This window comes from Paenibacillus tyrphae (assembly GCF_024158745.1).
GTDB lineage: Bacteria > Bacillota > Bacilli > Paenibacillales > NBRC-103111 > Paenibacillus_G > Paenibacillus_G tyrfis_A.
Genome location: NZ_JAMZAW010000025.1, coordinates 85,900 through 111,838 on the forward strand (window position 1 = coordinate 85,900; position 25,939 = coordinate 111,838).

General features: G+C 46.1%; 22 protein-coding genes, 1 pseudogene and 1 other annotated feature. Of the genes and pseudogenes, 12 read left to right on the forward strand and 11 right to left on the reverse strand.

Annotation, left to right across the window (positions count from 1 at the left end):
• Positions 1–31 precede the first annotated feature (31 nt).
• From NI000_RS29505 to NI000_RS29530, 6 genes are all read right to left on the reverse strand, one after another.
• Positions 32–5,191 (reverse strand): invasin domain 3-containing protein, encoded by a 5,160-nt coding sequence (locus tag NI000_RS29505; protein ID WP_253414931.1) that lies wholly within the window; start codon positions 5,189–5,191, stop codon positions 32–34.
• 64 nt (positions 5,192–5,255) lie between these two features.
• A complete protein-coding gene (locus NI000_RS29510; protein ID WP_253414932.1) occupies positions 5,256–5,459 on the reverse strand; it encodes a hypothetical protein in 204 nt (67 codons plus the stop codon).
• 28 nt (positions 5,460–5,487) lie between these two features.
• The gene (locus NI000_RS29515) at positions 5,488–6,144 is read right to left on the reverse strand and encodes a phosphatase PAP2 family protein (protein WP_253414933.1); all 657 of its coding nucleotides are present in this window, start codon (positions 6,142–6,144) and stop codon (positions 5,488–5,490) included.
• Between the two features lie 199 nt (positions 6,145–6,343).
• Positions 6,344–7,129 (reverse strand): alpha/beta fold hydrolase, encoded by a 786-nt coding sequence (locus tag NI000_RS29520; protein ID WP_253414934.1) that lies wholly within the window; start codon positions 7,127–7,129, stop codon positions 6,344–6,346.
• Between the two features lie 103 nt (positions 7,130–7,232).
• A complete protein-coding gene (locus tag NI000_RS29525; RefSeq protein WP_253414935.1) occupies positions 7,233–7,760 on the reverse strand; it encodes a DinB family protein in 528 nt (175 codons plus the stop codon).
• Positions 7,761–7,858: 98 nt separating this feature from the next.
• Positions 7,859–8,257: a RidA family protein gene (locus NI000_RS29530; RefSeq protein ID WP_253414936.1), complete on the reverse strand. Its 399-nt coding sequence runs from the start codon at positions 8,255–8,257 to the stop codon at positions 7,859–7,861.
• Positions 8,258–8,627: 370 nt separating this feature from the next.
• On the opposite strand from NI000_RS29530, the gene NI000_RS29535 reads away from it, so the two are divergent.
• Positions 8,628–9,197 (forward strand): TetR/AcrR family transcriptional regulator, encoded by a 570-nt coding sequence (locus NI000_RS29535; RefSeq protein ID WP_253414937.1) that lies wholly within the window; start codon positions 8,628–8,630, stop codon positions 9,195–9,197.
• 199 nt (positions 9,198–9,396) lie between these two features.
• A complete protein-coding gene (locus tag NI000_RS29540) occupies positions 9,397–10,290 on the forward strand; it encodes an NAD(P)-dependent oxidoreductase (protein ID WP_253414938.1) in 894 nt (297 codons plus the stop codon).
• 88 nt (positions 10,291–10,378) lie between these two features.
• Here the strand turns inward: NI000_RS29540 and NI000_RS29545 are convergent, their stop codons facing one another.
• The 3 genes and pseudogenes from NI000_RS29545 to NI000_RS29555 all read right to left on the reverse strand — a co-directional run bounded on the left by NI000_RS29545 (position 10,379) and on the right by NI000_RS29555 (position 12,845).
• Positions 10,379–10,618 (reverse strand): glycine zipper 2TM domain-containing protein, encoded by a 240-nt coding sequence (locus NI000_RS29545; protein WP_253414939.1) that lies wholly within the window; start codon positions 10,616–10,618, stop codon positions 10,379–10,381.
• A gap of 203 nt (positions 10,619–10,821) precedes the next feature.
• Positions 10,822–11,390: pseudogene (locus NI000_RS29550) on the reverse strand (sensor domain-containing protein).
• Positions 11,391–11,495: 105 nt separating this feature from the next.
• Entirely contained in the window at positions 11,496–12,845 is a 1,350-nt protein-coding gene (locus NI000_RS29555; protein ID WP_253414940.1) for an erythromycin esterase family protein, read from the reverse strand.
• A 294-nt stretch (positions 12,846–13,139) separates the two neighbouring features.
• Between NI000_RS29555 and NI000_RS29560 the strand changes: the two genes are divergently transcribed.
• The 3 genes from NI000_RS29560 to NI000_RS29570 all read left to right on the forward strand — a co-directional run bounded on the left by NI000_RS29560 (position 13,140) and on the right by NI000_RS29570 (position 16,226).
• On the forward strand, positions 13,140–14,033 hold the full coding sequence (locus NI000_RS29560; RefSeq protein WP_253414941.1) for a CPBP family intramembrane glutamic endopeptidase: 894 nt from the start codon (positions 13,140–13,142) through the stop codon (positions 14,031–14,033).
• Between the two features lie 80 nt (positions 14,034–14,113).
• Positions 14,114–14,330: a binding site (T-box leader), on the forward strand.
• Between the two features lie 46 nt (positions 14,331–14,376).
• Positions 14,377–15,168, forward strand: a complete 792-nt coding sequence (locus tag NI000_RS29565) for a class I SAM-dependent methyltransferase (RefSeq protein ID WP_253414942.1) — start codon at positions 14,377–14,379, stop codon at positions 15,166–15,168.
• Between the two features lie 557 nt (positions 15,169–15,725).
• Positions 15,726–16,226 carry an AAA family ATPase gene (locus tag NI000_RS29570; RefSeq protein WP_253414943.1) on the forward strand — a complete coding sequence of 167 codons (501 nt, stop codon included), beginning with the start codon at positions 15,726–15,728 and terminating at the stop codon, positions 16,224–16,226.
• A gap of 141 nt (positions 16,227–16,367) precedes the next feature.
• Here NI000_RS29570 and NI000_RS29575 read toward each other — a convergent pair whose 3' ends face one another.
• Complete coding sequence (locus NI000_RS29575; protein WP_253414944.1) at positions 16,368–17,135, reverse strand: nucleotidyltransferase domain-containing protein; 768 nt, start codon at positions 17,133–17,135, stop codon at positions 16,368–16,370.
• A 465-nt stretch (positions 17,136–17,600) separates the two neighbouring features.
• On the opposite strand from NI000_RS29575, the gene NI000_RS29580 reads away from it, so the two are divergent.
• From NI000_RS29580 to NI000_RS29610, 7 genes are all read left to right on the forward strand, one after another.
• Positions 17,601–18,341 (forward strand): LytR/AlgR family response regulator transcription factor, encoded by a 741-nt coding sequence (locus tag NI000_RS29580; protein ID WP_253414945.1) that lies wholly within the window; start codon positions 17,601–17,603, stop codon positions 18,339–18,341.
• Between the two features lies 1 nt (position 18,342).
• Positions 18,343–19,614 (forward strand): ATP-binding protein, encoded by a 1,272-nt coding sequence (locus tag NI000_RS29585; RefSeq protein ID WP_253414946.1) that lies wholly within the window; start codon positions 18,343–18,345, stop codon positions 19,612–19,614.
• Between the two features lie 136 nt (positions 19,615–19,750).
• On the forward strand, positions 19,751–19,927 hold the full coding sequence (locus NI000_RS29590; protein WP_253414966.1) for a hypothetical protein: 177 nt from the start codon (positions 19,751–19,753) through the stop codon (positions 19,925–19,927).
• A 73-nt stretch (positions 19,928–20,000) separates the two neighbouring features.
• The gene (locus NI000_RS29595; RefSeq protein ID WP_253414947.1) at positions 20,001–21,170 is read left to right on the forward strand and encodes a serine hydrolase domain-containing protein; all 1,170 of its coding nucleotides are present in this window, start codon (positions 20,001–20,003) and stop codon (positions 21,168–21,170) included.
• Between the two features lie 158 nt (positions 21,171–21,328).
• Positions 21,329–21,469 (forward strand): helix-turn-helix transcriptional regulator, encoded by a 141-nt coding sequence (locus tag NI000_RS36845; protein WP_309247946.1) that lies wholly within the window; start codon positions 21,329–21,331, stop codon positions 21,467–21,469.
• Positions 21,470–21,611: 142 nt separating this feature from the next.
• Positions 21,612–22,154 carry a DUF1700 domain-containing protein gene (locus tag NI000_RS29605; RefSeq protein WP_253414948.1) on the forward strand — a complete coding sequence of 181 codons (543 nt, stop codon included), beginning with the start codon at positions 21,612–21,614 and terminating at the stop codon, positions 22,152–22,154.
• Between the two features lie 687 nt (positions 22,155–22,841).
• Positions 22,842–24,911 (forward strand): serine hydrolase, encoded by a 2,070-nt coding sequence (locus tag NI000_RS29610; RefSeq protein ID WP_253414949.1) that lies wholly within the window; start codon positions 22,842–22,844, stop codon positions 24,909–24,911.
• A 331-nt stretch (positions 24,912–25,242) separates the two neighbouring features.
• Here the strand turns inward: NI000_RS29610 and NI000_RS29615 are convergent, their stop codons facing one another.
• Entirely contained in the window at positions 25,243–25,938 is a 696-nt protein-coding gene (locus tag NI000_RS29615; RefSeq protein WP_253414950.1) for an ATP-binding protein, read from the reverse strand.
• Position 25,939 lies beyond the last annotated feature (1 nt).

Genomic DNA, 25,939 nt, shown 5'->3' on the forward strand with positions numbered 1-25,939 from the left:
GACGGGCCCGTCGGCCCGTCTCTTCATCTGCTTACCCATCGATGAATCCCGCTTGTAGCAGCATCCGGTAAAGGAGCACCGCTGTTTCGGCACGAGTTAATGTCTTCTGCGGCCGCAGCTCATCTCCATACCCGTTCACCAATCCCGCATGAATGGCGGTCCGGATCGCGTCGCTTGCCCAGCCGCCAATCTGATCGCGGTCGGCGTAGGCGGTGAGATCCGCTTGCCCTGCGCGATGGCTTGCCGCCGAATCGGCATCGGCCAGCCGCAGCGCCCGAACGAGCGTCACGATCGCCTCTTGCCGTGATACCTTCCGGTCGGGCCCGAATGTGCCGTCTCCGAAACCATCCATGATGCCGTAAGCTTTCACAGCCGCTACGGCCCCGCTGTACCAGCTCGTTTCGCTTACGTCTTGGAAACCCGCTTGATCTCCGGCTTTCGGAAGCCCCATCGCTCTTGCAAGCAATGCGGCGAGCTCGGCCCGAGTAATCTCCGCTTCAGGAACGAATCGGCTTTCATCTACGCCATCGACGATCATTCGGCTGTTCATACTGCCTATTTCAGCAGCCGCCCAGTGCCCTTGAATATCCGTTAACTTGGACGTTCTGGATACCGGTACGTAAGCGCTGTTCGTGAGACTGTGGATGACGGCGGCCTGCCGCCCGTCGACTTTGGTAAATTTCGTCGGTACCGGACGCGCACCGAGCTTCCCGTCCCACACGACGACCGTTGAAGCCTTGCCAGTGAAGTCCTTAGGCAGGTAAAGGACTCTTTCCACATAACGGCTGAAGCCGGAAATCTCCCTTCTCTCGCCATGACGAACTACTTGGACGGTAAAATGAACCGGGTCAGCGGCCAATTGGAAGCCGCCTTTATTCGCCGCATCCTGCAGTCCCGATATCGCTTTGCTCTTGCCTAGCTCGATCGTCAACTGAACTTCCGCGTCGTTCGTCCAATCGAACTCCTGACGCGTTAATTCAGCCAGAGGCAGGCGATATTGGCCCTGCCGGGTTTTCAAAGTAAGGCCATCCGCCTTCTCGGCGAGGAGGGTAACAGCTTTACCGGGAAGCCGCAGCGCCACTTTGCCCGCCTCATCCTCGATTGAAATCGCCAGATTCGTTTTAGCCGCAGCGGATAGTGAATCAAGCACCTTCTTTAGCGTATTCGCATCCAATACAACCTCGACAGACTTCGCTCCGTCGGCATCGACTTGAAGTGTGGCGATCCCGGACACCTTTTGATCATGGATCCAAATCGCCAGCGAATTGGTTGGTGCCGGCTGGCTCGGTGGGTTTGCCGCACTCGAAGGACTCGTAGAGCTTGAGTCGGAATCGGAACCGGAGTCGGAGCCACCCGAACCGGAGTCCGTGCTTGCCGCCGATCGAATCACGCTGAGCGTATACGTTTTAATGGAGCCGTTCTGCGCTTTGACCTTGACCTCGAACGTGTTTTTACCTGTCACAAGGGAATATTCATGCGGCATCGCATTGCCGGTTACCTGCGATCCGTTCACATAAACGGCAGAATACACATCCGAGGGGGTCAGCGTCATTTTCAAACCATACACCGCATGACTGACATCTACCGTATAACTCGTAACTCCCGGGTTAAAATCGAACTTCACCGTCCCGCCCAAGCCTGCTAGCTGCCAGCCGGCCAAATCCGCATTGCCGCTCCTAGGAACGATGTTCTTTACCTCGATCAGACTGACGTTCGCATTGCCGGCCGTATCTGCCACATAGACCGAATACATCCCGTTTTCTTGTACCGTAAAACGGTGGTCCGCGATTTCCGTGCCTTGCTTGTCAAAATACGAGACGGCACGGCTTCCTGCCGCCCACTTGATCGAAGATACGCGATTAAACTGGCCGTATACCGATGCCGATACGGTAACGGTCACGTTCCCGAAGGTTGGGGCGACAGGGTCCGCCTGCAGCTTGATATTCGGCGGCTGGTCGTACGTAAACGTAATGCTTACAGTTTGGTCTAGCACTAGACCGCTTGCTTCATCCTTGGCGAAATAAGTCACGTTCTCTGCCGCCGTATTGCTCACCGCAAAGGTGACCAGACCCTCCTGATCGGTTAACCCATAAACCTGTTGGATAACGGATCGTCCGCCCGTGGCTTGAAGCATCACCCGTTTTCCGGCGAGCGAATGATCGTAATCATCCTTGAGCCTCACGAAGATGGAGGCTTTGCTATTGCCATCCGCTCGTACGACGAGATCGCTCGCGGCCACCGTTGAGCGGGATACGCTCACCTGACCATGCAGAAACTGAACGCTCGCGGTCTGTGCCATCGCGGCGCCGCCGAACGTCGCGCTGATCGTCGCGGTGCCTACCGTCGTCGGCGCCGTCAGCGTCGCCGTGTAGGTGCCATTTTGATTGTCCGTTACAGCGCCAACCGTCCCTAACGTCGACGTGATCGCGACCGCCGCGCCTCCGTTCGTCAAGGCATGGCCTTGCGCGTCCTTCAGCTTCACGCTGATCGTCGTCTGACTGGCTCCGTCCGCGGTCAGAGAAGCATTGGCCGCTTCTACCGTGCTCGTCGCTGCCGACGGTGCTCCCGGCATGAACTGGACGCTCGCCGTCGACGCTATCGCACTGCCGCCGACCGTCGCGCTAATCGTCGCGGTGCCTACCGTCGTCGGGGCCGTCAGCGTCGCCGTGTAGGTGCCATTTTGCTTATCCGTTACAGCACCAATTGTCCCTAACGTCGACGTGATCGCGACCGCGGCTCCTCCGCTCGTCAATGCATTGCCCTGTGCGTCCTTCAGCTTCACGCTGACCGTCGTCTGACTGGCTCCGTCCGCCGTAAGGGAAGCATTGCCCGCTTCGACTGTGCTCGTCGCTGCCGACGGCGCTCCCGGCACGAACTGGACGCTCACCGTCGACGCTATCGCACTGCCGCCAACCGTCGCGCTGATTGTCGTGGTGCCTACCGTCGTCGGGGCCGTCAACGTCGCCGTGTAGGTGCCATTTTGCTTATCCGTTACAGCGCTAACCGTGCCTAACGTCGACGTGATCGCAACCGCCGCGCCTCCGCTCGTCAATGCATGGCCCTGCGCGTCCTTCAGCTTCACGCTGATCGTCGTCTGGCTGGTTCCGTCCGCCCCAAGGGTGACGCTGCCCGCTTCCACCGTACTCGTCGCTGCCGACGGCGCTCCCGGCACGAACTGGACGCTCGCCGTCGAGGCTATCGCACTTCCACCAACCGTCGCGCTGATCGTCGCGGTACCTACCGTCGTCGGGGCCGTCAGCGTCGCCGTGTAGGTGCCATTTTGCTTATCCGTCACAGCGCTAACCGTCCCTAACGTCGACGTGATCGCGACCGCCGCGCCTCCGCTCGCCAAAGCATTGCCTTGCGCGTCCTTCAGCTTCACGCTTATCGTCGTTTGGCTGGCTCCGTCCGCCGCAAGGGTGGCGGCGCCCGCTTCAACCGTACTCGTCGCTGTCGACGGCGCTCCCGGCTCGAACTGGACGCTCGCCGTCAAGGCTATCGCACTACCGCCCACCGTCGCGCTGATCGTCGCAGTGCCTACTATCGTCGGCGCCGTCAGCATCGCCGTATAGGTGCCATTTTGGTTGTCCGTGACCGCACCAACTGTGCCTAGCGTCGACGTAATAACGACCGCGGCTCCCCCGCTCGTCAATGCATTGCCCTTCGCGTCCTTCAGCTTCACGCTAATCGTCGTCTGACTGGCTCCATCCGCCGTAAGGGAAGCATTGCCTGCTTCGACTGTGCTCGTCGCTGCCGACGGCGCTCCCGGCACGAACTGGACGCTCGCCGTCGACGCTATTGCACTGCCGCCGACACTCGCGCTGATCGTCGCGGTGCCTACCGTCGTCGGCGCCGTCAGCGTCGCTGTGTAGGTGCCATTTTGGTTGTCCGCCACAGCGCTAACCGTGCCTAGCGTCGATGTGATCGCGACCGCCGCGCCTCCGCTCGTCAATGCATGGCCTTGCGCGTCCTTCAGCTTCACGCTGATCGTCGTCTGGCTAGCTCCGTCCGCAGTCAAGGAACTGCTGCCCGCTTCCACCGCGCTCGTCGCTGCCGACGGCGCTCCCGGCACGAACTGGACGCTTGCCGTCGACGCTATCGGACTGCCGCCAACCGTTGCGCTGATCGTCGCGGTGCCTAGCGTTGTCGGCGCCGTCAACGTCGCCGTATAGGTGCCATTTTGGTTGTCCGTTACAGCGCTAACCGTCCCTAACATCGACGTGATGGCGACCGTCGCTCCTCCGCTCGTCAACGCATGGCCCCGCGCGTCCTTCAGCTTCACGTTTACCGTCGTCTGACTCGTCCCATCTGCGGGCAAAGAACCGCTGCCCACAACGACCATACTTGTCGAGGTCGACGGCGCTCCCGGCACGAACTGGACGCTTGCCGTCTTCGCTATCGGAATGCCGCCGACCATTGCGCTGATCGTCGCGGTACCTAGCGTTGTCGGCGCCGTCAGCGTCGCCGTGTAGGTACCATCATAGTTATCCGTTACAGCGCTAACCGTCCCTAACGTCGACGTGATCGTAACCGCCGACCCTCCGGTCGGCCAAGCATTGCCCTGCGCGTCCTTCAACTTCACGGTAACCGTCGTCTGACTTGTCCCATCGGCTGCGAGACTGGACTGCGCGCTGGAAACCTCACTCTCCCCCGGAGATATCGAATAATCCGGAATCATGTAGGTCCTGAAGGAAAAGTCGTACCCTGGCGACGGCGAGTTGCCTCGTTTATAGGGATCGCCCGGGCTAGTGTACCATCCAAAACCCGCACCGCTTCCTCCATTTTCCGTAGAGGCAACCATTCGATACATCGTATCTTTCTTCAAGTAAGGCGATACTCCGGAGAAATCGAACGCTACCCAGCCTGGGCTGTACGACGTTAACTCTTCTGTGGCAAGCGGCGTCCCAAGATCGCCTTCTTTATAGATACCCAACCGTAATGCCCCGGTTCCATTATAAAAATCGAATATGTTGAGCTCAATCTTATTGAGATTACCGCTAATGGCAGGGGTAAAGGTTTGATATCTCGGATAATCGCGGTTAACAAAAACATTTCCGATACCAATTGCCTGCTCTTGATCCAAAACAGGCTGCTCCGCAGCAAACCCCTTCCCGCCGGGAGCCAATCCTAGTGTGAGCATAAATATAAGAACGATCGCAATCCATCGCTTGATTTGATTCATGCCTTCCATCACATATCCTCCGTTCTTGCCCTTGGTGCCATAGTTTACTTCATGCGGCTAAACTTCCATATCCTTAACTCATAAAGTAGGTGTAGCCGCCAACAACCAGCGCCGCTGCAAAAAAAATACCAAAAAACCACTTTGCAAATTTAAAGCCTACATTCCCGCCTTCCCACCAAAGGCTGTAGAAGATAACTCCTCCTAAGACCATAATGCTGATAAAAGCAATAAGGGCATTTTCCATTTTTTCACCCGGGTCTCTTAATTTTTCTGCCATAAATCATAAGCTGTGTTAACAAAACAGACTACATGGATAACTTGGCACTTCTATCATGCGAATCGGAGAGATGTTTGTACACGGCGATCGCCAGCCACAGCCAAGCCGCGCCTGCCAGCATCCCGCCGATAACGTCGCTCGGGTAATGCACCCCTAAATAAATTCGGCTCAGACCGATGCAGACCATCATGAAGATGGCCGCTGACGTAAGCGCGATTTTCCCCGTACGGTTTCGGATATGGCTCCATAACAAATAAACGATAATACCATACAAAGCGACGGCGGCAACCGACGACGAGCTCGGAAACGAAAACCCATCTTCCTCCAGGAGCCGGTGAAAGTTCGGTCTCTCCCGAGCGAACAATGATTTCGAAACGTATCCTACTGCCGTAGAGCCTCCAATCGCCGCAATAAACAAAAGAAGCTCCTTCCGCCGCCCTAACAAAACATACAGCACGATGATCATTCCGAGCGAAAGCACGATAATCGGCATGGTGGAACCGATCCAACTGAACCCTTTCATGAATCGGGTCCATCCCGCGGACTCCCAGCTCTGGATCAAGGACGAGATGCTGTGATCGAAAGCCAACAGCCGATCTCCCTTAACCGCCAGCGCAATGATCCCAAACCCACAGGCCGCGAGCAGGCTCAATACATACGCATATATGACATACGACCTATTCAAGTGACCCCTCCATCGATGTTAGCTGCTCCATAAGAAATAGGCATGGACATGGCTTTCGCCTTTCGCATGCCTCAGTCCATAAGTTTAACAATAAAGCCGGCACTGCCACGCTTCCATACCTAAAAAGGGGTATTTATTGCTTTGTCCAGCATAAAGAAATAGACCGGAACTCCTTATTTATCAAGGAATCCCGGTCCTTTCATTGCAATATAAAATGACTCAATAGCTGGTTAAACTTGTCGCGTTCCTCCCAGAAAGGGCCATGGCCGCTATAGTGAAACGGGACAAGCTGTGAATTTCTTATGTTTTGATGGAGTTCCTGAGCTTGTTGAAAGGGAATGACTTTGTCATGAATGCCGTGGACGATTAAGGTAGGCACGGATATGAGCGGCAGATCATCATATAGCTTCTCATCTCTCAGCATAACGACGACGGCCGCGGTCGACCAGCCTGCCGCCTGTAATCCCAGTTGAAAAAACCATTCCGAGAACGGAGCGGTGATATACTGAAAGAAAAAGCCGTCCGTGACCTCCCGCATCATCTTAGGGCGGTCATTTAACGTCTCATGAAGAAATTTATTGGCAGTCTCCGGCGTAAAGCCTATGGGAGCCGCAGCGTCAACAAGGACAAGGTTAGACACTCCGTAGCCATTGTACCGGGACACATACCGAATCGCGATCGACCCGCCCGTGGAGTGTCCAACGAGCGTGAAGTCATGTAATTGAAGCGCATCGACTACCGTGCGGATATCATCCGCCAATCGGTTATAATTGTAGCCGCTCAATGGCTTATCCGACTTGCCGAACCCCCTCCAGTCGATTCCTATACAGCGGTATCCCAGTGCGGGAAGAACATCAAACTGATACTCAAATTGTTTATGGCTTAACGGCCAACCATGTATAAAAACAATGGTCTTACTTCCCCCCGGATTGATATCCTCCACATATAAATTTACACCCGGCTCTACATTAACAAAGGTTCCCACATAGATTCCCCCGTACAAAATGACGTATCTTCAACAATAAGATACTCATCTGGGCAATCATAGGTGAATACCTATCCTTGTCCGATTCCCATGTCGGCTGCCGTCATTCCTTTTTTAATAACCCTAAATATTGTTTCCATGGCCCAACGTCCGCCCGGTATCTCTCAGCCATGACCCGAACGATTTGCGCCATGTGGGTTAAATCATGAACAACCCATGTGGAGAGCAATTCTCTCAGCTTGACGACCCCAAATGCAGGGTGGATGCCCGTCAATTCGAGGTGCGCTTCAGAGTCGACAAGCTCCTTAAGTTTAGCTATATTTGAGGCTCGAATCGTTTTGAATTCATGCAGCTTTTGCTCGAACGATCTTTCCTCTTTTTCATTCAAGTGGGCATAACGGTCAAATGACGGAAACGGTTTGCTTTCGCCTTCTTGAAGAATAAACTCCAGCCTCGGGACCCAATTCGTTCTCTCTCCCTCAATGAGGTGCTCAATCACTTCAACGACGTTCCATGTCCCTTCGCCTTCATTGCACTGCAGCCATCCGTCCGATAAACCGGATAAAAAATACTCCAACGTCTGCGGCGTACGCTCCAGAACCTCAATCGCTTCTTTCAAATGAAAATTCATGCACATTGCTCCTTTCTTCTCCATTCGTCCAATAATGATTAATAAAAATCCCACGTCAAAGCACGGCTTTTACGTGGGGGTGGATAGAGAGAGTTGCTTTAGACTTTAGCTGCCCATACTTCTATTTCTATTTTTATTTCCGGCAGTCCTAATTCAGAAATGTAACCAATCGTCATGGCGGGATAATTGTTGCCGAACAACTTATCCCACTCGGCATCGAGATAATCCCAATCGATTTTTTGGGTAGCCCATATATTAACCTTAATAATATTTTCTGACGTTAATTCCTCGGAATGCAAAACAGTTTTAATATTGTCAAACGTATTCTTGATCTGTTCGTTCATAGGATCGGGAATATTGCCATTTCGGTCTACGCCGATTTGACCGGAAGTAACGTACAGCTCTGCGTTTCTGGGGATTTTCGTAATGTGGGTGTAGTTCCCTACCGGAGCAGGCATCCCTGCCGGATTTTTTCTAACGATCTTGGCATGTTCCATTTGAATTTACCTCGCATTCTAAAGTTTTCTGCTATTTTTTACCATTATTTTCAGGCACACTTCACCCGTGAAATGGATTCTAGAAAAAAATAGCAGTCGAGTATCCGTATCCACAAGATATGAACTTTAACGTTTTTTTCTTCATGGATCGAATGCTCCTTTCTTTATAAATGCGAAGAGAATGGCTTTACTAGAATATAATCCAAATCATTCTTGGAGTCAATTTTAACCAACGCGGTCTATTGACGTGCCCGTCCCTGGCCCTTGCTGATGGCAAATTTCCATGATACACTCTAATACTGAACCGTTTCGTCTCTATATAGACAGGTTCTACAAAATGAATCATAAACGATTGGTCAGGTGAACAGCCATGTCAGCAGCCCCCTCTTCTTCCCGCCAGCGCATACTGGATGTAGCTTCCGATTTGTTTTATCGTGAAGGGATTCGAGCCATCAGCATGGATACCATCGTAGAGCGGTCCGGTTTGAGTAAAGCGACCCTCTATCGGCATTTTCCCACCAAAGATGAATTAATCGCTGCCTATCTTGAGGCGCATGATCATCACATTTGGGAGCATTTTGACGAGGCTGTCGCTAAGCATGAAGGGTCCTCAAAAGCCCAACTGATCGCGCTAATCGACGCCGTTATTGAATTGTTTAAACCGGAATATTATCGGGGATGCCCCTTTCTCAACGCTTTTGCCGAATTCTCGGACGAAAATCATCCTGCCCACCGGATGGCATTGGAATATAATCGCGCATTACGCATTCGGTTGGCTCATCTTAGCCAGAAGGCGGGTAAGATTGACGAGGACTTGTCAGATCAGCTTTTGCTGGTGATCAATGGAGCCTATTCCTCCGTCCCGGTACTCGGTTTAGACGGATCGGCAGCCCAACTCAAAAAAATTGCGACGCAGATGATAAACCAGTATCTTGATTGACCCCTTTGGGGCCTATAGGAATAACCGCGGTTATTTCCTATAGGCTCCAGAGGTTTTTTTATTTTTTGGCATGATAAAAAATAATCGATTGACACGATACTAAACGGTATAGTATCATTCATTTTATGATACGAGACAGTTTAGTATCATTTAATTTCTCATTACATATTCGTCGAACATAGCACAAGGAGGAAATCCTATGAGTGAAGTATCCGTAATTGGTTTGGGGCCTATGGGAACGGCTCTCGCACAGACGCTGCTGAGAAACGGCAAGCGAGTGACGGTCTGGAACCGGACACTCTCGAAGGCAGAATCGCTCGTTCAGCAAGGCGCGCAACTCGCCACTTCCGCGGCTTCGGCCGTTAGCGCGAGTCCAATCACTATCGTCTGCGTTGCCAACTATGAGACATCAGCCCGCATCCTGGATACAAAAGAGGTCGCCCCTGTCCTTGCCGGCCGCACTCTGGTTCAGCTAAGTACGGGTACCCCGCAGGAAGCGCGAAACAATGAGCTTTGGGCACGGGAGCGAGGTGCCGACTATCTGGACGGAGCGATTCAGGCGTGGCTTAGCCATATTGGGGGAGCGGAGACCATGATCCTCTTTTCGGGTTCACATACCGCGTTCCAAACAAGCGAACCGCTTCTCAAGATCCTTGCCGGAAGCTCGATTTATTTGGGTGAGCCGGTGGGTTCTGCGTCTGCGCAGGCTTTAGCTGTTATCTCCTACCTTTTGGGAACATGGCTTGGTTTTGCTCATGGGGCGCGCATCCTCGAATCGGAAAACCAACGGGTGGACTCCTTCGGTTCCATGATCGCCGCTATTGCACCGTTACTTGGGGAAGAAGCCAAGCATCAGGGGAAGGTCATCCAGACAGGGCATTTCGGAAACCCCGAAAGCTCCCTCAAAACCTCTGCGGATAGTGTGGAGCGGCTCGTCCAGCAAGCACAGGAAGCCGGGATCCATGCTGAATTTCCTGCACACGCTTTACCGCTCTTTGCGAAAGCTCTCGAGGCCGGTTATGGAAATGAGGAAGTTTCCGCGATTATCAAGGTGCTTCGTAGCAGTTCGGCTGCTAAACAGAGCCATGCATGAAAAGTTTTCTTCATGGATCGAATGCGCCGGATATCAATAGGGGTCCGGGATTCCCCGGCCCCCGTTAACTTTTTTCAACCAGCCCGTTTTATTTTGTTTGGCCTGTAGTATTTTCGTTACCTCCAGCATTCTCGCCAACCTTGTTCCCCAGCGCCGCTCCAGCTATACCGCCTACAACGGTTCCAATGGGTCCCAAAGCGGAACCTACGACGGCGCCTACCGCACCTCCACCAACAGTACCTACAGCTTCTCCTGTGTCGGTGTCAGCCGCGTTAGTTGTATTAACTTCAGAAGCGTCATCGCGTTTACGTTCATTGTTATTAGCCATTCATTCTCACCTCCTTGCTTCATCCCTCAAGATATTTTGCCCTAGCCCATTAGAATGAATTCTTTAGCAGCAAAAAATCCACAATCTTCCTCATATTTCTTGAGGTGTCTCCGAGATTCTCATGTCTCCCAGGATCCATGGACTTCAGCAAATCATGATCTATTCACCGACCATTGGACCTATATATTTCCAACATATGAAAGCTAGCAGTTTAGCTGCCGAATCATGCTTCGCGTATAACCTCCGATTGCTTTCGCCAAACTTTCAGACAGCTTGAAGTTGATTGCGGCAAGTAACGCTCCCACAGCCATGATAAAGAGGGACTTCCCAAAAGTATCTACCTGCATAAAAATGACATTCATATCGATGTATCGATATAATAGGGGTGCCAACAGGAATGCAAGAGGTGCTACATAGAGCAAGACTGCGCTGACGAGACTAACGAGTCCGATTACGAACTTCCTCATTAACCAGAAGACGGCGGACCAGTTGCGGCGATCCGTAAGCTCTAATTTGGCTTGAGCCCAGACCGATGCATCCGTTATTACTTTTTTGTCGTACGGGTCCGTCGTAATATCGGTATAAATTTTCGTCTGCGTTCGCTCGAATTGGATGAAGGCTGCAGTCGTTCGCAATACGCGTGTAACTAGCGGAATGCCGACGACCATAAAAGAAAGACTTAAACTGAACGACAGAGCCACGAGGTAAAAACAAAAGTAAAACATACCTGTAACGAGAAAAAATAACCATTCTGGATGAATCCTGATTTCATAAGGGCTCATCGCTCCTCTCCGTGTAATATCCGTACGTACCGCTTCTTCCGTCAGCCGCACCAGTGTAAAAACGTCATATGACATTTTCGGATTGTCGTCATGTCTTACTTGATATGGGACGGGCTTGTTTTGCGAATGTGGAAAACAATATCGAACTGCTCCAGCAGGGACGTATCGAAGTATACCGGCGCCTTCGGAATGAGTTGTCCCCCCAGGCTCAGCAACGGCCGCTTTTCTCTAACCCATTGATCCGCCTGTCCCTCAAGATGGCGATTATCCAACAAAAACATATCATGTGGGACCTTTCCAAGCGTATAATTGAAACTGTTCGCATCCTGCGGAATCGTTTCCGTCGACAGCTTGCCTCCGCTGGAATAAGTGTAACTGCTGTATAAGGTAAATTCCCCTTCCGCGGTGGTGCTGCCCACGACGACATATTGGTCGCCTAAGCGATCTTTTAAAAACTGTCCGGAGCCATTCGGGTATAAACTCGGATCGATAACACCTTTGGCTACATGGATATTGTGTGCCCATACCATCGTTTTACCGCCCAATGCCTCTTGGGCCCATATGATATGATCGGCCAAATATTGTTCGTGCAGCTTCAACATGCTTGGATAGTCAGCGGGAATCATCATGGTTGTGAAGTTCTCTATCGCCTTCGCCGTTGCTTTCACCCAGATAAGCTCGGATGAATCCGCCTCGACTTTGGCCTGTTTGGTCCTGTCATTGAGCAATTGAACAACTTTCTCCGCGTTCACCTTGAATCTTTCTTTCTCTCCGGGAGTCAACTTCGTATAGGTCTCCAGATTTCCAGTCGCAGCCGGCAGTTCTTTATACCTTTCTTTCACTTCGTCCAACATATCAGGATGATGCTGCTTAACATAACCGATCACTTTATTGTAGACACTTTGATCCAGTGCCTTTAAGTCGGGCCCGATAAATTGGATTTTCTTTTTGTTTGATGGATTGGCGTTATACTCCTTCATCCACTCGACCATGGCTATAATTTCATCGGCCGGATACAACAGCTTCAAAAACTCTCTAGGATTTCCTTTTCCCGTTTGGATGTATTCGTTCAGCTTTAAACCATCCCCCCAATCCTGTTCCATGGCGAAATTCGTAAAGCCCATCTCAGTAACCAAATACTTCACAAGGCGAAATTTCATCGTAAAAATTTCGGAGCTTCCGTGCGTATTTTCCCCCAATCCTACGTACTGGGCATTCCCAATCATGTTTTTAAGCGGCTTCAGATCATCGAAGGGTTCCGCCGGGTCTATCGTCTTTAACGGCTTCGCCTGGGATTCGATGGATTGAACGATTTGATTCTGGATCGGTTGAGCCGAATTGACGACATCTATCGATCGGGCTCCCTTTTCCGCTCCGCATCCTGCAGCCACTAAGGCTGCGCTAACCAAGGCAATCATTCCACCGTACATCTTTTTCGTATTCATCTTCATCATCCACTCCTCATTCGATTTATTTGGGAAAGCAAGATTGATTCGCAAACCGGCACAATGCGTCAATCGCTTTATCCGATTTTCACTCGTGGACGATCACTTTTCCTAGTTACGAACTATCATGAAATGGTCTGACAAGTATCACGAGAAAATGTTATTTTTCCGTACTATCGAAGATGACAGCCCTTGAATGATAATGACCTTGTCGAATCGACCGGAGACCAAGTTACCCGCTGGCATAGCAGGAATTCGATTCGATACAATAACTCATGGGAAGGAAGAATTACAATGACATCGCCTGCAGAAGCATTCGGTACCGAGGGGCAAATCCAACGTGCCAGAACAGGACTTCGACTCTTTCTAAGCATCTTGCTCGTCACTTCTACGATCTTGAATACCGTAGTAATCATCACGAAAAGCATCCCGCTTATTGCGGTGTGCATGTTGACGCCCGCCCTGTCTTCCATTCTAGCCCGGATCCTGCTGCGGGAAGGGTTTAAAGACGTATCATTTCGTCTTGACAGTACACCAATATGGAAAGGCATTGGATTCGCTTTGCTGATCCCTATGATCATCTGTGCGATTACCTACTCCATCGCCTGGTTCAGCGGAATCGCATCATTTCAACTTCCTGTAGGCGGCATCTTCGAAAAGTTCTACCACGCACTTGGTTTGCAGGATCTGCCGACACCGCTAAATTTCGTTTTTATGGTCGTTGTCGCCGGAATTATGGGAAGCTTGATCAACTTGATTCCGGTTATGGGGGAAGAAGTAGGCTGGCGGGGTTATATGCTGACTCGATTGGTCCATGCCAAAGTGAAGTATCCGATTTTAGTCAGTGGATTAATCTGGGCAACCTGGCACGTTCCTATCGTGATTGCCGGTTTATACGTGGCAGGAACATCCGTCTTTCTCTCCGTACTTGGTATCTACCTATGTATCGTCCCGTTTAGTTATATTACCGCCCATCTGCGATTAATTACCGGCAGCATCTGGCCTTCGGTCATCATCCATGCCGCATGGAACTCCATTATTCAAGGGCCTTTCACGCGTGCAAGTACAGGAAATCACTCTGAGATTTGGATCGGAGAATCCGGTCTGATTACCGCTCTGATTATCTTTATTGTTGCAATCATTGTGTCCCGAACAACAATGCGCGGCACAAGCCTTGAACGCAGTTAACAAGTTTGTTTCGTAAATCTACCCTAGAGTACGGAAAATGATTGTTGCCATTAGAGTAAAGATTGGTTATAATTTCTAGAAATTATTCGATGATGAAGAGAGTAGTTATAGTCGGGTGTGCTTCAGCGAGTCGGGAAAGGTGAAAGCCCGATGCCACTTTATAACGAAACCCGCTTCGGAGAGATGCGCTTGAAAGTAATAAGTAGAGTGCATCGGGGAATTTACCCCGTTATCAAAAGAGAGAACCGTTAACGGTCAAATTAGAGTGGTACCACGGGAAACGATCTCGTCTCTTATAGAGGCGGTTTTTTTGTTTTATACATGACAAGGGGGGATGTTGCGGGTGAATAACGTGGCCCATTATTATGAAATGATTGACGAAGCTTCAAGATTCTCAAGAAACTCAAGAAAAATCGAGTTCTTGACAACCAACATTGTCTTGGAAACGATTCTGCCTCCTCATGCAAAAATTTTAGATGTTGGCGCTGGCACGGGTGTTTATTCTTTTCACTACGCGGAGCAACAACACGAGGTTGTAGCTGTTGACATCACGCCGAAGCATATTGAAGCGATAAAAGAAAAATGCCAACAACGCGGCTTGAATATGGAAGCGCATGTTGAGAACGCCGTCGATTTAAGCAGATTCGATTCCGAGACATTCGATGTTGTGATGTGTTTCGGCCCCATGTACCATTTAACCAATGCTGCTGATCGAGACCGCTGCATAAGAGAATGCTTACGGATTTTGAAAAAAGGCGGGCTCCTGGCTATTGCATATATCAACAAGTACTCCGTCATACCGATGTTGGCGACGAGAGACCAACGATTTATTCGAGATAGCGTGGTTAATAAGGTCATTAACGAAGGCGTCATCGTCGAAGGAGATGAAGACTGCTTTTGGACGGATGCCTTTTTTACATGTCCAGAGGAAATTGAAGCGCTTTTAGGTCGGTTTGAAGTCACGGCCGTTGATCATGTCGGCACGGATGGGATAAGTCACACCATTCAAGATTATGTTGACGGTCTTGGAGAGAAAGAGTTTGAATCGTGGATGGATTATCACATCCAAACGTGCAGGGAGAGAAGCATTTTAGGAATCAGCACTCATGGTTTATACATCTGTAAAAAAGATTAATGCGGCACGTAACTGAAATCATAAATGCATAAGGAAAACAGGTGTCATCTCAAAAAAGAGAAAAAACGCGTTAACAACGGATATGACGTGGAGTATTAAAAAAGCTGTCCTAGAAAGTAGACTCTCTACTTTCCGGACAGCTTTTTTCAATTGCAGTTACAGCCCCTTGTTTCGGAAAACATACATGCTGGCGGGTGAATCTCCGTACGATACGATCTACACGCTGCAGCACGATATGAACTGTTAAGTGAAAATAAAGTTATAGACTGGGATCATTGATCTTACGCGCTTTTTGAATTGAATAATCGTCAGCTTTTGAAAAATAAGTTTTAGACCGATTGTTAAAATGAGACAGCGGCAGGCCAAGACTGAAAAATAAAGTCTTAGACTGCCGCTAGTATCATTAAACTAACGTTTTCCGTTAGCGGAATGACCTGTCTGTAAACTATGGTACGGTTCACCGCGCTGTCTGAAACGGCAAGTTTTGACATCTAAGCCCTCTTATTCTATATTACTATTGACATAATCATTTTTTATAAGAAATTGGGAGGCTGGTAATGAAAACTACACATTCGGCACCAAAACATAAGGTTATCATTCTGGTAACAGGGATGTCAGGTACAGGGAAAACATCGGCTCTGAACGAACTGGCTCGCAGAGGCCATCGAGTTGTCGACACGGATTACGATGGGTGGAGCGAGTATGTGGATGGTTCCGGGTGGTTATGGCGCGAGGATCGCATCGAGAAGTTGCTCGCGGAACACGTTGAAAGCGCTTTATTCATATCTGGCACTGTATCCAACCAAGTGAATTTTTACCCGAATTTCGATGCAATCGTGCTGCTGAGCGCCCCTCTGGAAGTCATCCTCGATCGTGTGGCTTCCCGTAGGACAAACGCTTACGGTAAAACATCCGAAGAGCGTGAAGAGATTATCCACTATGTCAAAACCGTTGAGCCTTTATTACGTTCCGGAGCTACATATGAAATTGATACCCGGAAACCCCTTGATCAAGTTGCAACAGAGCTGGAGATGATTGCCAACGGACAGGCTCTCTAATGCAAAAATCTTGCCGTTACTTGTGGTACGGTTCTCCGTACTGTCTGTAACGGCAAGTTTTAAGGCCATCTTTTGCGGGTTGGCCCTTTCTTTGATCTCACTTTGTTCAACTATCGTACCCCGTTAGCTCAATAGTCTGTGTTAGCCGAAGGAAGTTCTGGAAGCAGCCATTGCATTTAAGGCGTTCTCAAAATAGCTATATACTTCATCTGCAATTCCCAGAAACTCTTCAACAAGTACATTACTATCCAAGTAACAAGCATACAGATAATCAACTAAAGCGGAGTCAATCTCACAATAGTTTAATATGGCATTCTTCATCTTAATAATGTCATCTTGCCATACACCTGTATCTTCTAAAACCAAAGAGTATAATGCACGAATTAATCTCTTAGAGTAACCTTTAATATATCTAGTTTTCATTGTGTTATCACTAGCATTAGAAAGTAAACTATGTATACGATCTACTTCCTCCTTGGTCTCTGTATTTAAGTCTAAAATGAACTCTGGAGAAATAATTATCGGTGGTACTTTTTCACCAACGTCATGACCATATATGCAAACACAAATTATCTTTACCCAAAAACCCCACTCATTTGGTTTACTTAATACATCGTCAATCGAGCAAATTATCGTATCAATCTTAGTTACTACTGGATATTCTTCCAAAAGCCTGTCTTTAATATTTGACAATCTTTCGTAATCATTATCTTTGGGATTTACACATACAATAGTAAAGTCTGCATCTGACTTAAAAGGTTTAGCAGTTCCTTTTGGAATCGAGCCACACATATAAATGCTATGAATCTTACCTTTAAATTCGGTAAGTATATTATCTATATACTTATCAACAAAATCCTTATATTCACTTTGTATTACAATTCTATTTATAACTTTTTCTAATATCATATAGACTCCTCCTAAACTAAGAACTTCTTTCGGCTAACGTCTTTTTTGCGAACTTCGTAAATTCGTCATGACTTAAGTTATTCGCGAAATCATTCAACTATCCTCCCGTTAGCTCAAGGGAACGCCAACAATGTTTTCAAAGATACAACAGAATGTAAATCTCCAAATACACCCTTATATTCAGGAAATACCTGATCTAAAACAGCTTGGAATTGCAGCTTAACTCCATATGGATGTTATAAAAAAGACATTCAAAACACCTCCGAAAATTGGTAAGGTACATTCAAGGGAATATTTAGGGGGATAAGTATGCAAAGAAACTCCGAAAAAGAAGCTCGTTCATTTGCTGTTGAGGGATTTTAATTTGCATTTCATCCAAAAGCTATCTATACAAAGTCAAAAGGTTGTATCATGCTTATATAGAGTTTTAGAATAAAGGTATTGGAAATGAGAGGTGTATCATTTTTGTATAGAGTGGCTATTTGCGATGATGAGGAAAAACAAAGTGAGCTTGTTAAAAGCATCCTAATTACTTTATCCATAAAAACAAATATAGAATTTGAAATCGAATTATTCGGATCGGGAGAGCAGTTGGTATCCTATTATGAGCGCAATGAAACTCCATTCCATATTTTAATTTTGGATATTGAAATGGGGGGGGTAAACGGGATTCAAACAGCCCGGAAAATAAGAGGGTTAAATAATCTGGATGAACAAATTATTTTTCTGACAAGCTACCCTGAATATATGGTGGAAAGTTTTGATGTCATGACATTCCAGTATTTGATAAAACCTATTGCCTCATCGATCATGGAGGAGAAAATCCTCAAGGTATGCCAATATTTTCAAGCGCTTGATAAAAAGTTTATGGTTATCAAGTCATCCTATGAAGAAGTCATTATAAAATATGATGACCTCATTAGTATTGAAGCTGCCAAAAGCTTAACTATAAAAAGAAAACTACATTTTACGACCACTAATCAAACCTATGAAAGTAAAGGCATCATTTCAGATTATGCTTTGGCCCTAAAAGACTGTAACTTCTTACAAATCCATCGTTCCATTATTATTAATCTGCTTCATGTGAAGAAATTTGCTAGCGGAGTAGTTCTCATGTCCAATGGGTTGGAATTACCTATAGGCCGTTCTAAAATTAAAGAGGTTAAAGATACTTACACCAAATTTATGATTATGAAGGTCGATTGATATGATTCAAAATAATTTTCTTATTGTCTTCAGTATTATACTTGTGATGGGCGTGCAAAATAATTTTTTCTTCAACTCGGTTTTTGATAAATCAGCGAAAAAACAAAACCGATTCATTTACTTCCTTATCTTTGGGTTGCTTGATTACCTCTATCTGGTTATTCCCATCTCTCCTATTTTAACTTTGATTCTACAATTGCTCATGATATTTAGTTTTGCACAATCTTATCAAGTAGAAATTAAAGAAAAGATCATTTTTTCTATGTTTTACGGTGTTTTAATATCTCTCGTTAATTTTATATCCCTTTATTTTTTTTATACCCTATATTCAGTTGAGTTTAGCTTTGACCCTGTAAATGAACATGATCAAATAGCCTACACGAAAGCTATTTTACTCAGTTGCATGATCATGTTTGCTATCATTCAGATCATACGACTACTTGCAAAACGTAGAAGTTACTCTTTGCATTATCGTTACTACATATTTTTTTCGGTTATTCCTATCGTAAGTATATACCAACTGAATATTCTAACTTATAAGGACGCCTATTCTTTCATATCCGTCATTGTATTACTATTTTTAAACGTTATGATTTTCTATATTTTTGATACGATCATTGATAAATTTCAATTCATGCATGAAAATACTCAGTTGCAACATCAGATGGACTATCAGGATGCGAATTACGAAAAAGTCGTTCACAGCTTCAAATCCATTAAAAGAATCATTCATGATACGAATCAGCAGTTTTTGTATATTGAAGAGTGTATTAAGCGAAATGAGTTAACAACTGCACTGGAACATATTAAGACGACATTAAATAAAGTCGAAGGAGCCTATCAACGGGTTAATACTGGGAATCTCGTTATAGATGCTCTTGTCACTAATACGCTTAGTATTGGACAAGCCAATGGCATAAGAATAGATACAAAGATTAACTTATGTTCACAAGTAGTCCATATTGACCGTTATGACTTATGTGTTGTCATTGGAAATATGCTAGATAATGCAATAGAGGCTTCTAAAAAGTTAAAAATCGCAGAAGATAGGTACATTCTTATAAAAATACATTCTACCGAGTCTACCCTTCTCATTCACATCATGAATCATATGGAGAATGAAGTTGCTTACTTGCACAGCCAAAAATCAAACCCGGAATTTCATGGTATTGGATTAACGAACATAGCTAGAATCTGCGACAAGTACGGTGGTCATATGACCATTGAAACAAAACATAAAGTATTTCATAATATGGTCCTACTGCCATTTTAAACGAACAATCCTTAGGCAACATGTTGTTTAGGGATTGTTTTTTGCGTTTCAGGGCGCTTTTCATTCTAACAGCGTTCTTCCTTGTATGATGAATTCAGTAAGTCACATCTAGAAGGAATACGAGGGGGAATTAATAATGAAGAAGATGATTTCTACAGTAATGACCGCTATGCTTATTGCAATACCGGTCACCCCTGCTTTTGCTTTAACGAATAATGATACAGTAAAAGAAAAGGCACAGGAGCTCGCCTCGAAGTTGTTGTCCGATTATGGTGTTAGTGGAATACAGTATGCGATCCGCTTGTTAGGATAGAATGGCGTTGGTAAAACAACAATTATGCAGATGATTACAAACATATAATATGAATAGAGAAGAGGAATGTCTTATGAAAGTACGTAGTCAAATTACATTTGCAAGTCTAGCCCTTTTAATAACTGGAACTTCCCTGCTGTACACATCGCCAACCTCAATTGTAAAAGCAGAGCCCACTCAAAATGAATCTGGATCTTTACAAACAAGCACTCTACTAGATCATAATTCCGTCAAGCAAGCTATGCGGGATACATTGCAGTTTGGATTCCCGGGGATACTTGCTAAAACTTCTGATGGTGGAAAAAAGTGGGGTTATGCCACTGGGGTAGCGAATCTGAGCACCAAGAAACCAATGGAAACAGATTATCGCTTTCGCATTGGTAGCGTGACGAAGACGTTCACCGCAACGGTTGTACTTCAATTAGCTGGAGAGAACCGCTTGAATCTAGACGACTCCATCGAAAAATGGCTGCCTGGTGTCATTCAAGGAAACGGATATAATGGTAATCAGATTACCATCCGGCAGATATTGAACCATACAAGTGGTATCGCTGAATACTCAAGATCCAAAGACGTTGATTTCATGGATACAAAAAAATCGTATACGGCTGAAGAAATAGTGAAGTTAGGGATTTCTCTGCCCCCAGACTTTGTTCCAGGAAAGGGCTGGTCTTATTCAAATACAGGATACGTATTATTGGGTATTCTTATTGAAAAAGTAACCGGAAACAGCTACTCGGAAGAAATTGAAAATCGGATTATTGAACCGCTTGAATTGTTGGATACATTCCTACCTGGAAATTCAAGCGTTATTCCAGGCACCAAGCATGCCCGGGGATATTCCCAACCAGACGAAGCAAGTGAGATAAAAGACGTAACTTATTATAATCCAAGTGCAGGTAGCTCGGCTGGAGATATGATTTCTGATGCTGACGACTTAAATAAATTCTTCTCTTACTTGCTCGGTGGAAAATTATTGAAGGAAGAGCAACTAAAACAAATGCTTACTACAGTTCCTGTAGGAAGAAAAGGAATCGAAGGATATGGTCTTGGAATCTCTGAAATTAAGCTTCCAAATGGTGTCTCGATATGGGGGCACACAGGTGGCATTCTAGGGTTTTCTACGATTGCTGGAGGTACACTTGGAGGCAATCATACGTTGGTCGTTAGTTTGAACAGTTTGGGTAGAGATAACAGTCCTAATCCTTTTAAAAATATTTTACTTGCGGAATTTAACAAGTAGGAAAAACGAAAAAAGCGGAAAAATTTCATCATAGTTTTTATAGTTAAAAATATATCTTTCTGGTCCAAAAGCCCCAACTTACTTCGGGGCTTTTGGAATTATGGCGGCAATCCAACGCTATTAAGTTAATAAAACAAAATCCTCCTTAAAATGAATAAATACGCTACTCTTTCTGCAGAAGACCATATTATGGGTATGAAATCATAAGTAAGTTAGAGCATTATCCTATCGTTGGTGTAAAAGAAAATACTATGTATCCTCTGCTTAGAAGATTATTGAAAGAAGAATATGTTTCTTAATCTTAGCAAGAAAGTACAGAGGCTTTGCCACCGAGAAAATATTATTCCATAACAAAAAAAAGAAACGAATACCTAAACGCTATGTCTTTAGAATGGGATAATTTATTAATTGCTATAGCAGAAATTAAAGGAGTATAAAATTATGGATAACTATCTTGAAAAAATTGAAAAGTATTTAAAAGCTTTGTCCTCTTCCGAGCGTATTGACATTGTAAAAGAAATCAAAAGTGCAATGCTTGAGTTGCAAAATACTGGTCTTACTACTGAGCAAATCATCGAAAGGTTAGGAAACCCAAAAGAATTAGCGAAAGCATACTTAGGTGATGCCATTTCAAAGAACAGTAAATTTAGTTGGCGTAAATTCGCCGCTGTATTTGCTTTTTGTAGCAGCTTTGCAGGCGCCATCGGTATGTTTGTTTTGCCGATTATCAGTACTCTTTCCATTGCTTTAATGATAAGTGGAGTTATTACACCAATAGGCGGAATTATTAAATTTGCCGGGTATCTTATGGGATATGATATTACCGGAATCACAATCGAAATTGGAGCATTTACACCAAGCCCAATGCAGTTCTTACTAACTTCTATTGTGATTGGTGTGTTGATGTTTTTGTTGGGGAAAGTGTTATGGAGACTTACAATTAAATATATACACGCAATTAGTCAGAAAAAGAAAACTCTCTGAATGTGAGCGCTAGCGTGGATCGAAACCACATCGTCATCCCTGAAATGCAAATTTTTATTATAATTTTTTTATATGGCTCGGACAGCTATCAAAGTGTTCAAGCCTTTTTATGTTCCCGAAGATTCAAAATTTGTTACGTAAACATGGAGAGGCACTTGCTACTGGAGCCTTGGGGGGAGAGGAGTAGGATCAATTTTACATGTTACTGTGTCCTCGATCAACTCCATGTACTGTACATGGATCTTTACCCCCGAGTTTCAAAAACATCATGAGGTGGTACTTCCCCTTATTGATGGCTCAATCACCGATTCTATGAACATATGTGATCACCTTGTCGGGCTTAACGCACTATATTTTCCGTTTCGTGAGGTGACCCCATTTACGACATTGAAAGGAATAATTGATTAGCTACCATTTTTAAAGGTAATGCCTGCAAAAAATACTTTAGAAGTTGAAAAATTAGCCTTCTCATCTGTAATTAGGTAGTTTTCAATTTATCCGCTTTCCAAGTCTTTATTGCGTGTAATAGTGCAAAGGATCAGGTCGCTGCTGCGGTCTGATCCTTTTTTGCTTGACCTTGGTCAAGGGAATGAACTAGACGGAAGACTGTGTGGGGAAATAATCCATCATGTTACACTGAGAGGGTACTTCCAGCCTATACTAATTTCATTGATGGAGGATTTTCTAATGCGTAAAAAAGGAGTTTCAAAAGTGCTCGCTGTAACGCTAAGCACGTCTCTAGCTGTGACTTACTTGATTGCTTTGGTCGGAGGGTATAGTGTCAGTGCGGAACAGCTCCCTCTTAAGGGGCAAACAATCACAGCGATTCAGCCTGCAGCTGTTCCTGCTGCTCCAAGCGGTCCGGTTGACCCCAAAGAAGTGGAGGCTTTCGCGGACAATTACTTTGGGGAAAGCCTGGAGAAGTTCAATGTCCCGGGTGCCATGTTCGTCGTCGTTCAGGATGGACAAGTGGTTTTATCCAAAGGATACGGGTATGCAAACAAAGAAAGCAAAACCCCTGTTGATTCCAATACCGTTTTTCGCATCGGTTCCATTTCTAAGACGCTAACAGCTGCGGCTGTGTTGCAGCTTGCTGACCAAGGGAAGATCAAGCTGGATCAGGACATCCAATCTTATCTCGGAGGTATCAGAATACCCAATTCGACAGGTAAACCGCTAACTATGGAAAATATGCTGACCCACATGACTGGGTTCGATTTCCCATATGAAAAAGACGATGACGCCTCGCCCGATCTTCTCAATCAAGAGAATTCTCTTCGAGATTTCTTAATGGATCGAATGCCAACCATCGTCCGTACGCCGGGGGAAGCCTATCAGTATGACGATTATGCTTTTGCTTTGGCGGGATATGCCGTGGAACAAGTTACCGGGCTCCCTTTTCATGAATACATGGATAAAAACATCTTTCAGCCGCTCGGCATGAATTCTTCCCATAATCTTGTAACCCCAGAGCTTAAAGCACGAATGGCTGCAGCTTACGATCCGGAAGGCACGCCATATCCGGAGTATGGCCTTTATCCTACGGACATGCCTCAGGGTGGAATGTTGTCCACCGGAAGCGATATGGCTAAATTCATGACCATGCTTCTGCAAAAAGGAAAGGCCGGAGATCGGCAAATGTTAAGTGAACAAAGTGTTCAACGAATGAGCAAGTTTTCCGTTTTCGCTCATCCGGCCATACCTATTACAAGCTATGGATTTGAAAGCATTTTCAATGAATTGTCGAATGGTCAGTATGTCGTCAGCAAAGGTGGGAACATCCCCGGACATGCCTCATTTACATGGCTACTGCCTGAGCGAAAAACAGGAATGTTCGTCATTTATAATAATGATTCCGAATTGCGCTCGGATTTGTATGCTGCCTTTATGGACCATTATTATCCAAAGAGCACCGAGACGCCTGAATCGGTATCACCTCTGACAGAACTGCAAGCTGCGCGTTACGTCGGATTATACAAAGACCTGCATACCCCGTCATTTGTGACTAGAATTACGTACAATAACGGACAACTTGTAGCGGAAGACAGATACAAATTGGGGAATGGCAAGACTACTTTGAAAAAGATAGATCCCTTGTTGTTTATTGATGACCACGGGAAGAAAATAGCATTTCTTGAACAAAAGGATGGCGGTATTGCTAATATGTACAGACCTGCCAAGTCACCGATAGCCTATTCGCCCAAAATACAGGAAAAAGCGCTGTTTTCCGATGTCTCGAAAGAAACCCCCTACCAACCGTCTATTGAAAAGCTCCATTCGCTGGATATCATCAATGGAAGAGATGGGCGCAGCTTTGACCCCAAGGCGCCTATGACCCGTGCGGAATTCATCACAATGTTGCTGCATGCTGTCGGCTATCCGCCCTCCAAATCGAAATCCGGTTATACGGATATCGAACACCATTTTGCGGTCAAAGAGATACAGGCAGCGGTCGAGCAGCATTGGTTGGGGGAGGAGCCCGAAGGCCGATTTGAACCGGATCGCACGATAACTCGGGAAGAAATGGCCGTTATCTTAACGCGCATTCCTCTCCCTTGGCCGCTTGGCGATGAGGTGCGATTGGCAGGGCAAACTGATGAATCGGCTATCAATGCAGTAAGCAAGCTTGTTGCTGCTGGAGTTACGGATCCAGTCACAATAACCAATACTGACGGTTCAGTCGATTTCCGCTCCAAAGCACCTTTGCTTCGCCAAGAAGCCTCCTATTTCATTGACAAGATTCTATTTGTTCCTTAATCACTTATCGGCCGTTAAGATGACCATCACACAACAACTTCAAAACTTTATTTGTCTTCTATTTTTCATGAAAAGCCAGCTATCTCTTATGTTTGCTGGCTTCTTGCACTTCAAAACTTTAATGTCTCCCAACAGACGCTGTTGGAGGACATTAAAGTTTTGAAGTAGACATTAAAGTATTGAAGTAAACATTAAAGTATTGAAGTAGACAATAAAGTCTTGAAGTAACAAATTAAGTTTTGATGTCCAAAGAAAATAAAGTATTAGACTGGAGTTGTTGATTTTACGCGGTTTTCGATTTGGAAAATCGTCAGCTTTTGAAAAATAAGTTTTAGACTGAATTTGATGAGGCAAACTTCCTGAAATAGTTTGTCTCTAACACAGAGTCAACAGCTTGCAGAAAGTTGAAGCATAATCCCTTCAGTGAACCGTCGTGAGGACAGTTGAGTTTAAGCCAAACAAGCTGTTTACGTATAAATGGCTGCCCTTGATACGTCGAGTGGTGGATAACCTGCGGGTAAAGTAGCAACGAGCTTTCGATAGCAGTGGTTTTTCCTTGTCCACTGACACCGAGAATTGCAAACCCGGATGCAGTCGACCGAATACCCGCCAGATTGATGCCCTCATCATTCACTCCGGACTCAAGGATATTCTGAAAACCAATATGGAACTGTTTAACTGATTCCCGTGTCAATGGATTTCTCGCTTTGTACGCGTGTCGCATTAGTCGCGAGAGCCGTTGTTCTACAAGCAGATGGGTAGGTAAAGGTTCGACGTAATCCGCAATCTGTTGTATTAAATGGAGCCTTGTTTGTTTACCTAGCTTGCGTTGCTCCTCATTATGACCCGGAAACCTAGCAGTTTTAGCTCCCACATACTCTTCTTCGAAAATCGGTGGTAAGGACTCGATGAAGGGGTTATTTTTGTATCCAGTGATTTCTTGCGGCAAATATTCAGCATTAACCTGACGACCAATAAGACTCGGGGTATAGTGATACATTGCCTCTAGATTAGCTTTTCGATCCATC

What these genes read in the sequence shown, in the direction of transcription:
- NI000_RS29545 (WP_253414939.1), bottom strand. Translation starts at nt 10,618, where the DNA reads ATGGCTAATAACAATGAACGTAAACGCGATGACGCTTCTGAAGTTAAT.
- NI000_RS29575 (WP_253414944.1), bottom strand. Translation starts at nt 17,135, where the DNA reads ATGATATTAGAAAAAGTTATAAATAGAATTGTAATACAAAGTGAATAT.
- NI000_RS29510 (WP_253414932.1), bottom strand. Translation starts at nt 5,459, where the DNA reads ATGGCAGAAAAATTAAGAGACCCGGGTGAAAAAATGGAAAATGCCCTT.
- NI000_RS29585 (WP_253414946.1), top strand. Translation starts at nt 18,343, where the DNA reads ATGATTCAAAATAATTTTCTTATTGTCTTCAGTATTATACTTGTGATG.
- NI000_RS29615 (WP_253414950.1), bottom strand. Translation starts at nt 25,938, where the DNA reads ATGGATCGAAAAGCTAATCTAGAGGCAATGTATCACTATACCCCGAGT.
- NI000_RS29605 (WP_253414948.1), top strand. Translation starts at nt 21,612, where the DNA reads ATGGATAACTATCTTGAAAAAATTGAAAAGTATTTAAAAGCTTTGTCC.
- NI000_RS29530 (WP_253414936.1), bottom strand. Translation starts at nt 8,257, where the DNA reads ATGGAACATGCCAAGATCGTTAGAAAAAATCCGGCAGGGATGCCTGCT.
- NI000_RS29555 (WP_253414940.1), bottom strand. Translation starts at nt 12,845, where the DNA reads ATGAATACGAAAAAGATGTACGGTGGAATGATTGCCTTGGTTAGCGCA.
- NI000_RS29590 (WP_253414966.1), top strand. Translation starts at nt 19,751, where the DNA reads ATGAAGAAGATGATTTCTACAGTAATGACCGCTATGCTTATTGCAATA.
- NI000_RS29505 (WP_253414931.1), bottom strand. Translation starts at nt 5,191, where the DNA reads ATGGAAGGCATGAATCAAATCAAGCGATGGATTGCGATCGTTCTTATA.
- NI000_RS29525 (WP_253414935.1), bottom strand. Translation starts at nt 7,760, where the DNA reads ATGAATTTTCATTTGAAAGAAGCGATTGAGGTTCTGGAGCGTACGCCG.
- NI000_RS29540 (WP_253414938.1), top strand. Translation starts at nt 9,397, where the DNA reads ATGAGTGAAGTATCCGTAATTGGTTTGGGGCCTATGGGAACGGCTCTC.
- NI000_RS29610 (WP_253414949.1), top strand. Translation starts at nt 22,842, where the DNA reads ATGCGTAAAAAAGGAGTTTCAAAAGTGCTCGCTGTAACGCTAAGCACG.
- NI000_RS29595 (WP_253414947.1), top strand. Translation starts at nt 20,001, where the DNA reads ATGAAAGTACGTAGTCAAATTACATTTGCAAGTCTAGCCCTTTTAATA.
- NI000_RS29560 (WP_253414941.1), top strand. Translation starts at nt 13,140, where the DNA reads ATGACATCGCCTGCAGAAGCATTCGGTACCGAGGGGCAAATCCAACGT.
- NI000_RS29570 (WP_253414943.1), top strand. Translation starts at nt 15,726, where the DNA reads ATGAAAACTACACATTCGGCACCAAAACATAAGGTTATCATTCTGGTA.
- NI000_RS29535 (WP_253414937.1), top strand. Translation starts at nt 8,628, where the DNA reads ATGTCAGCAGCCCCCTCTTCTTCCCGCCAGCGCATACTGGATGTAGCT.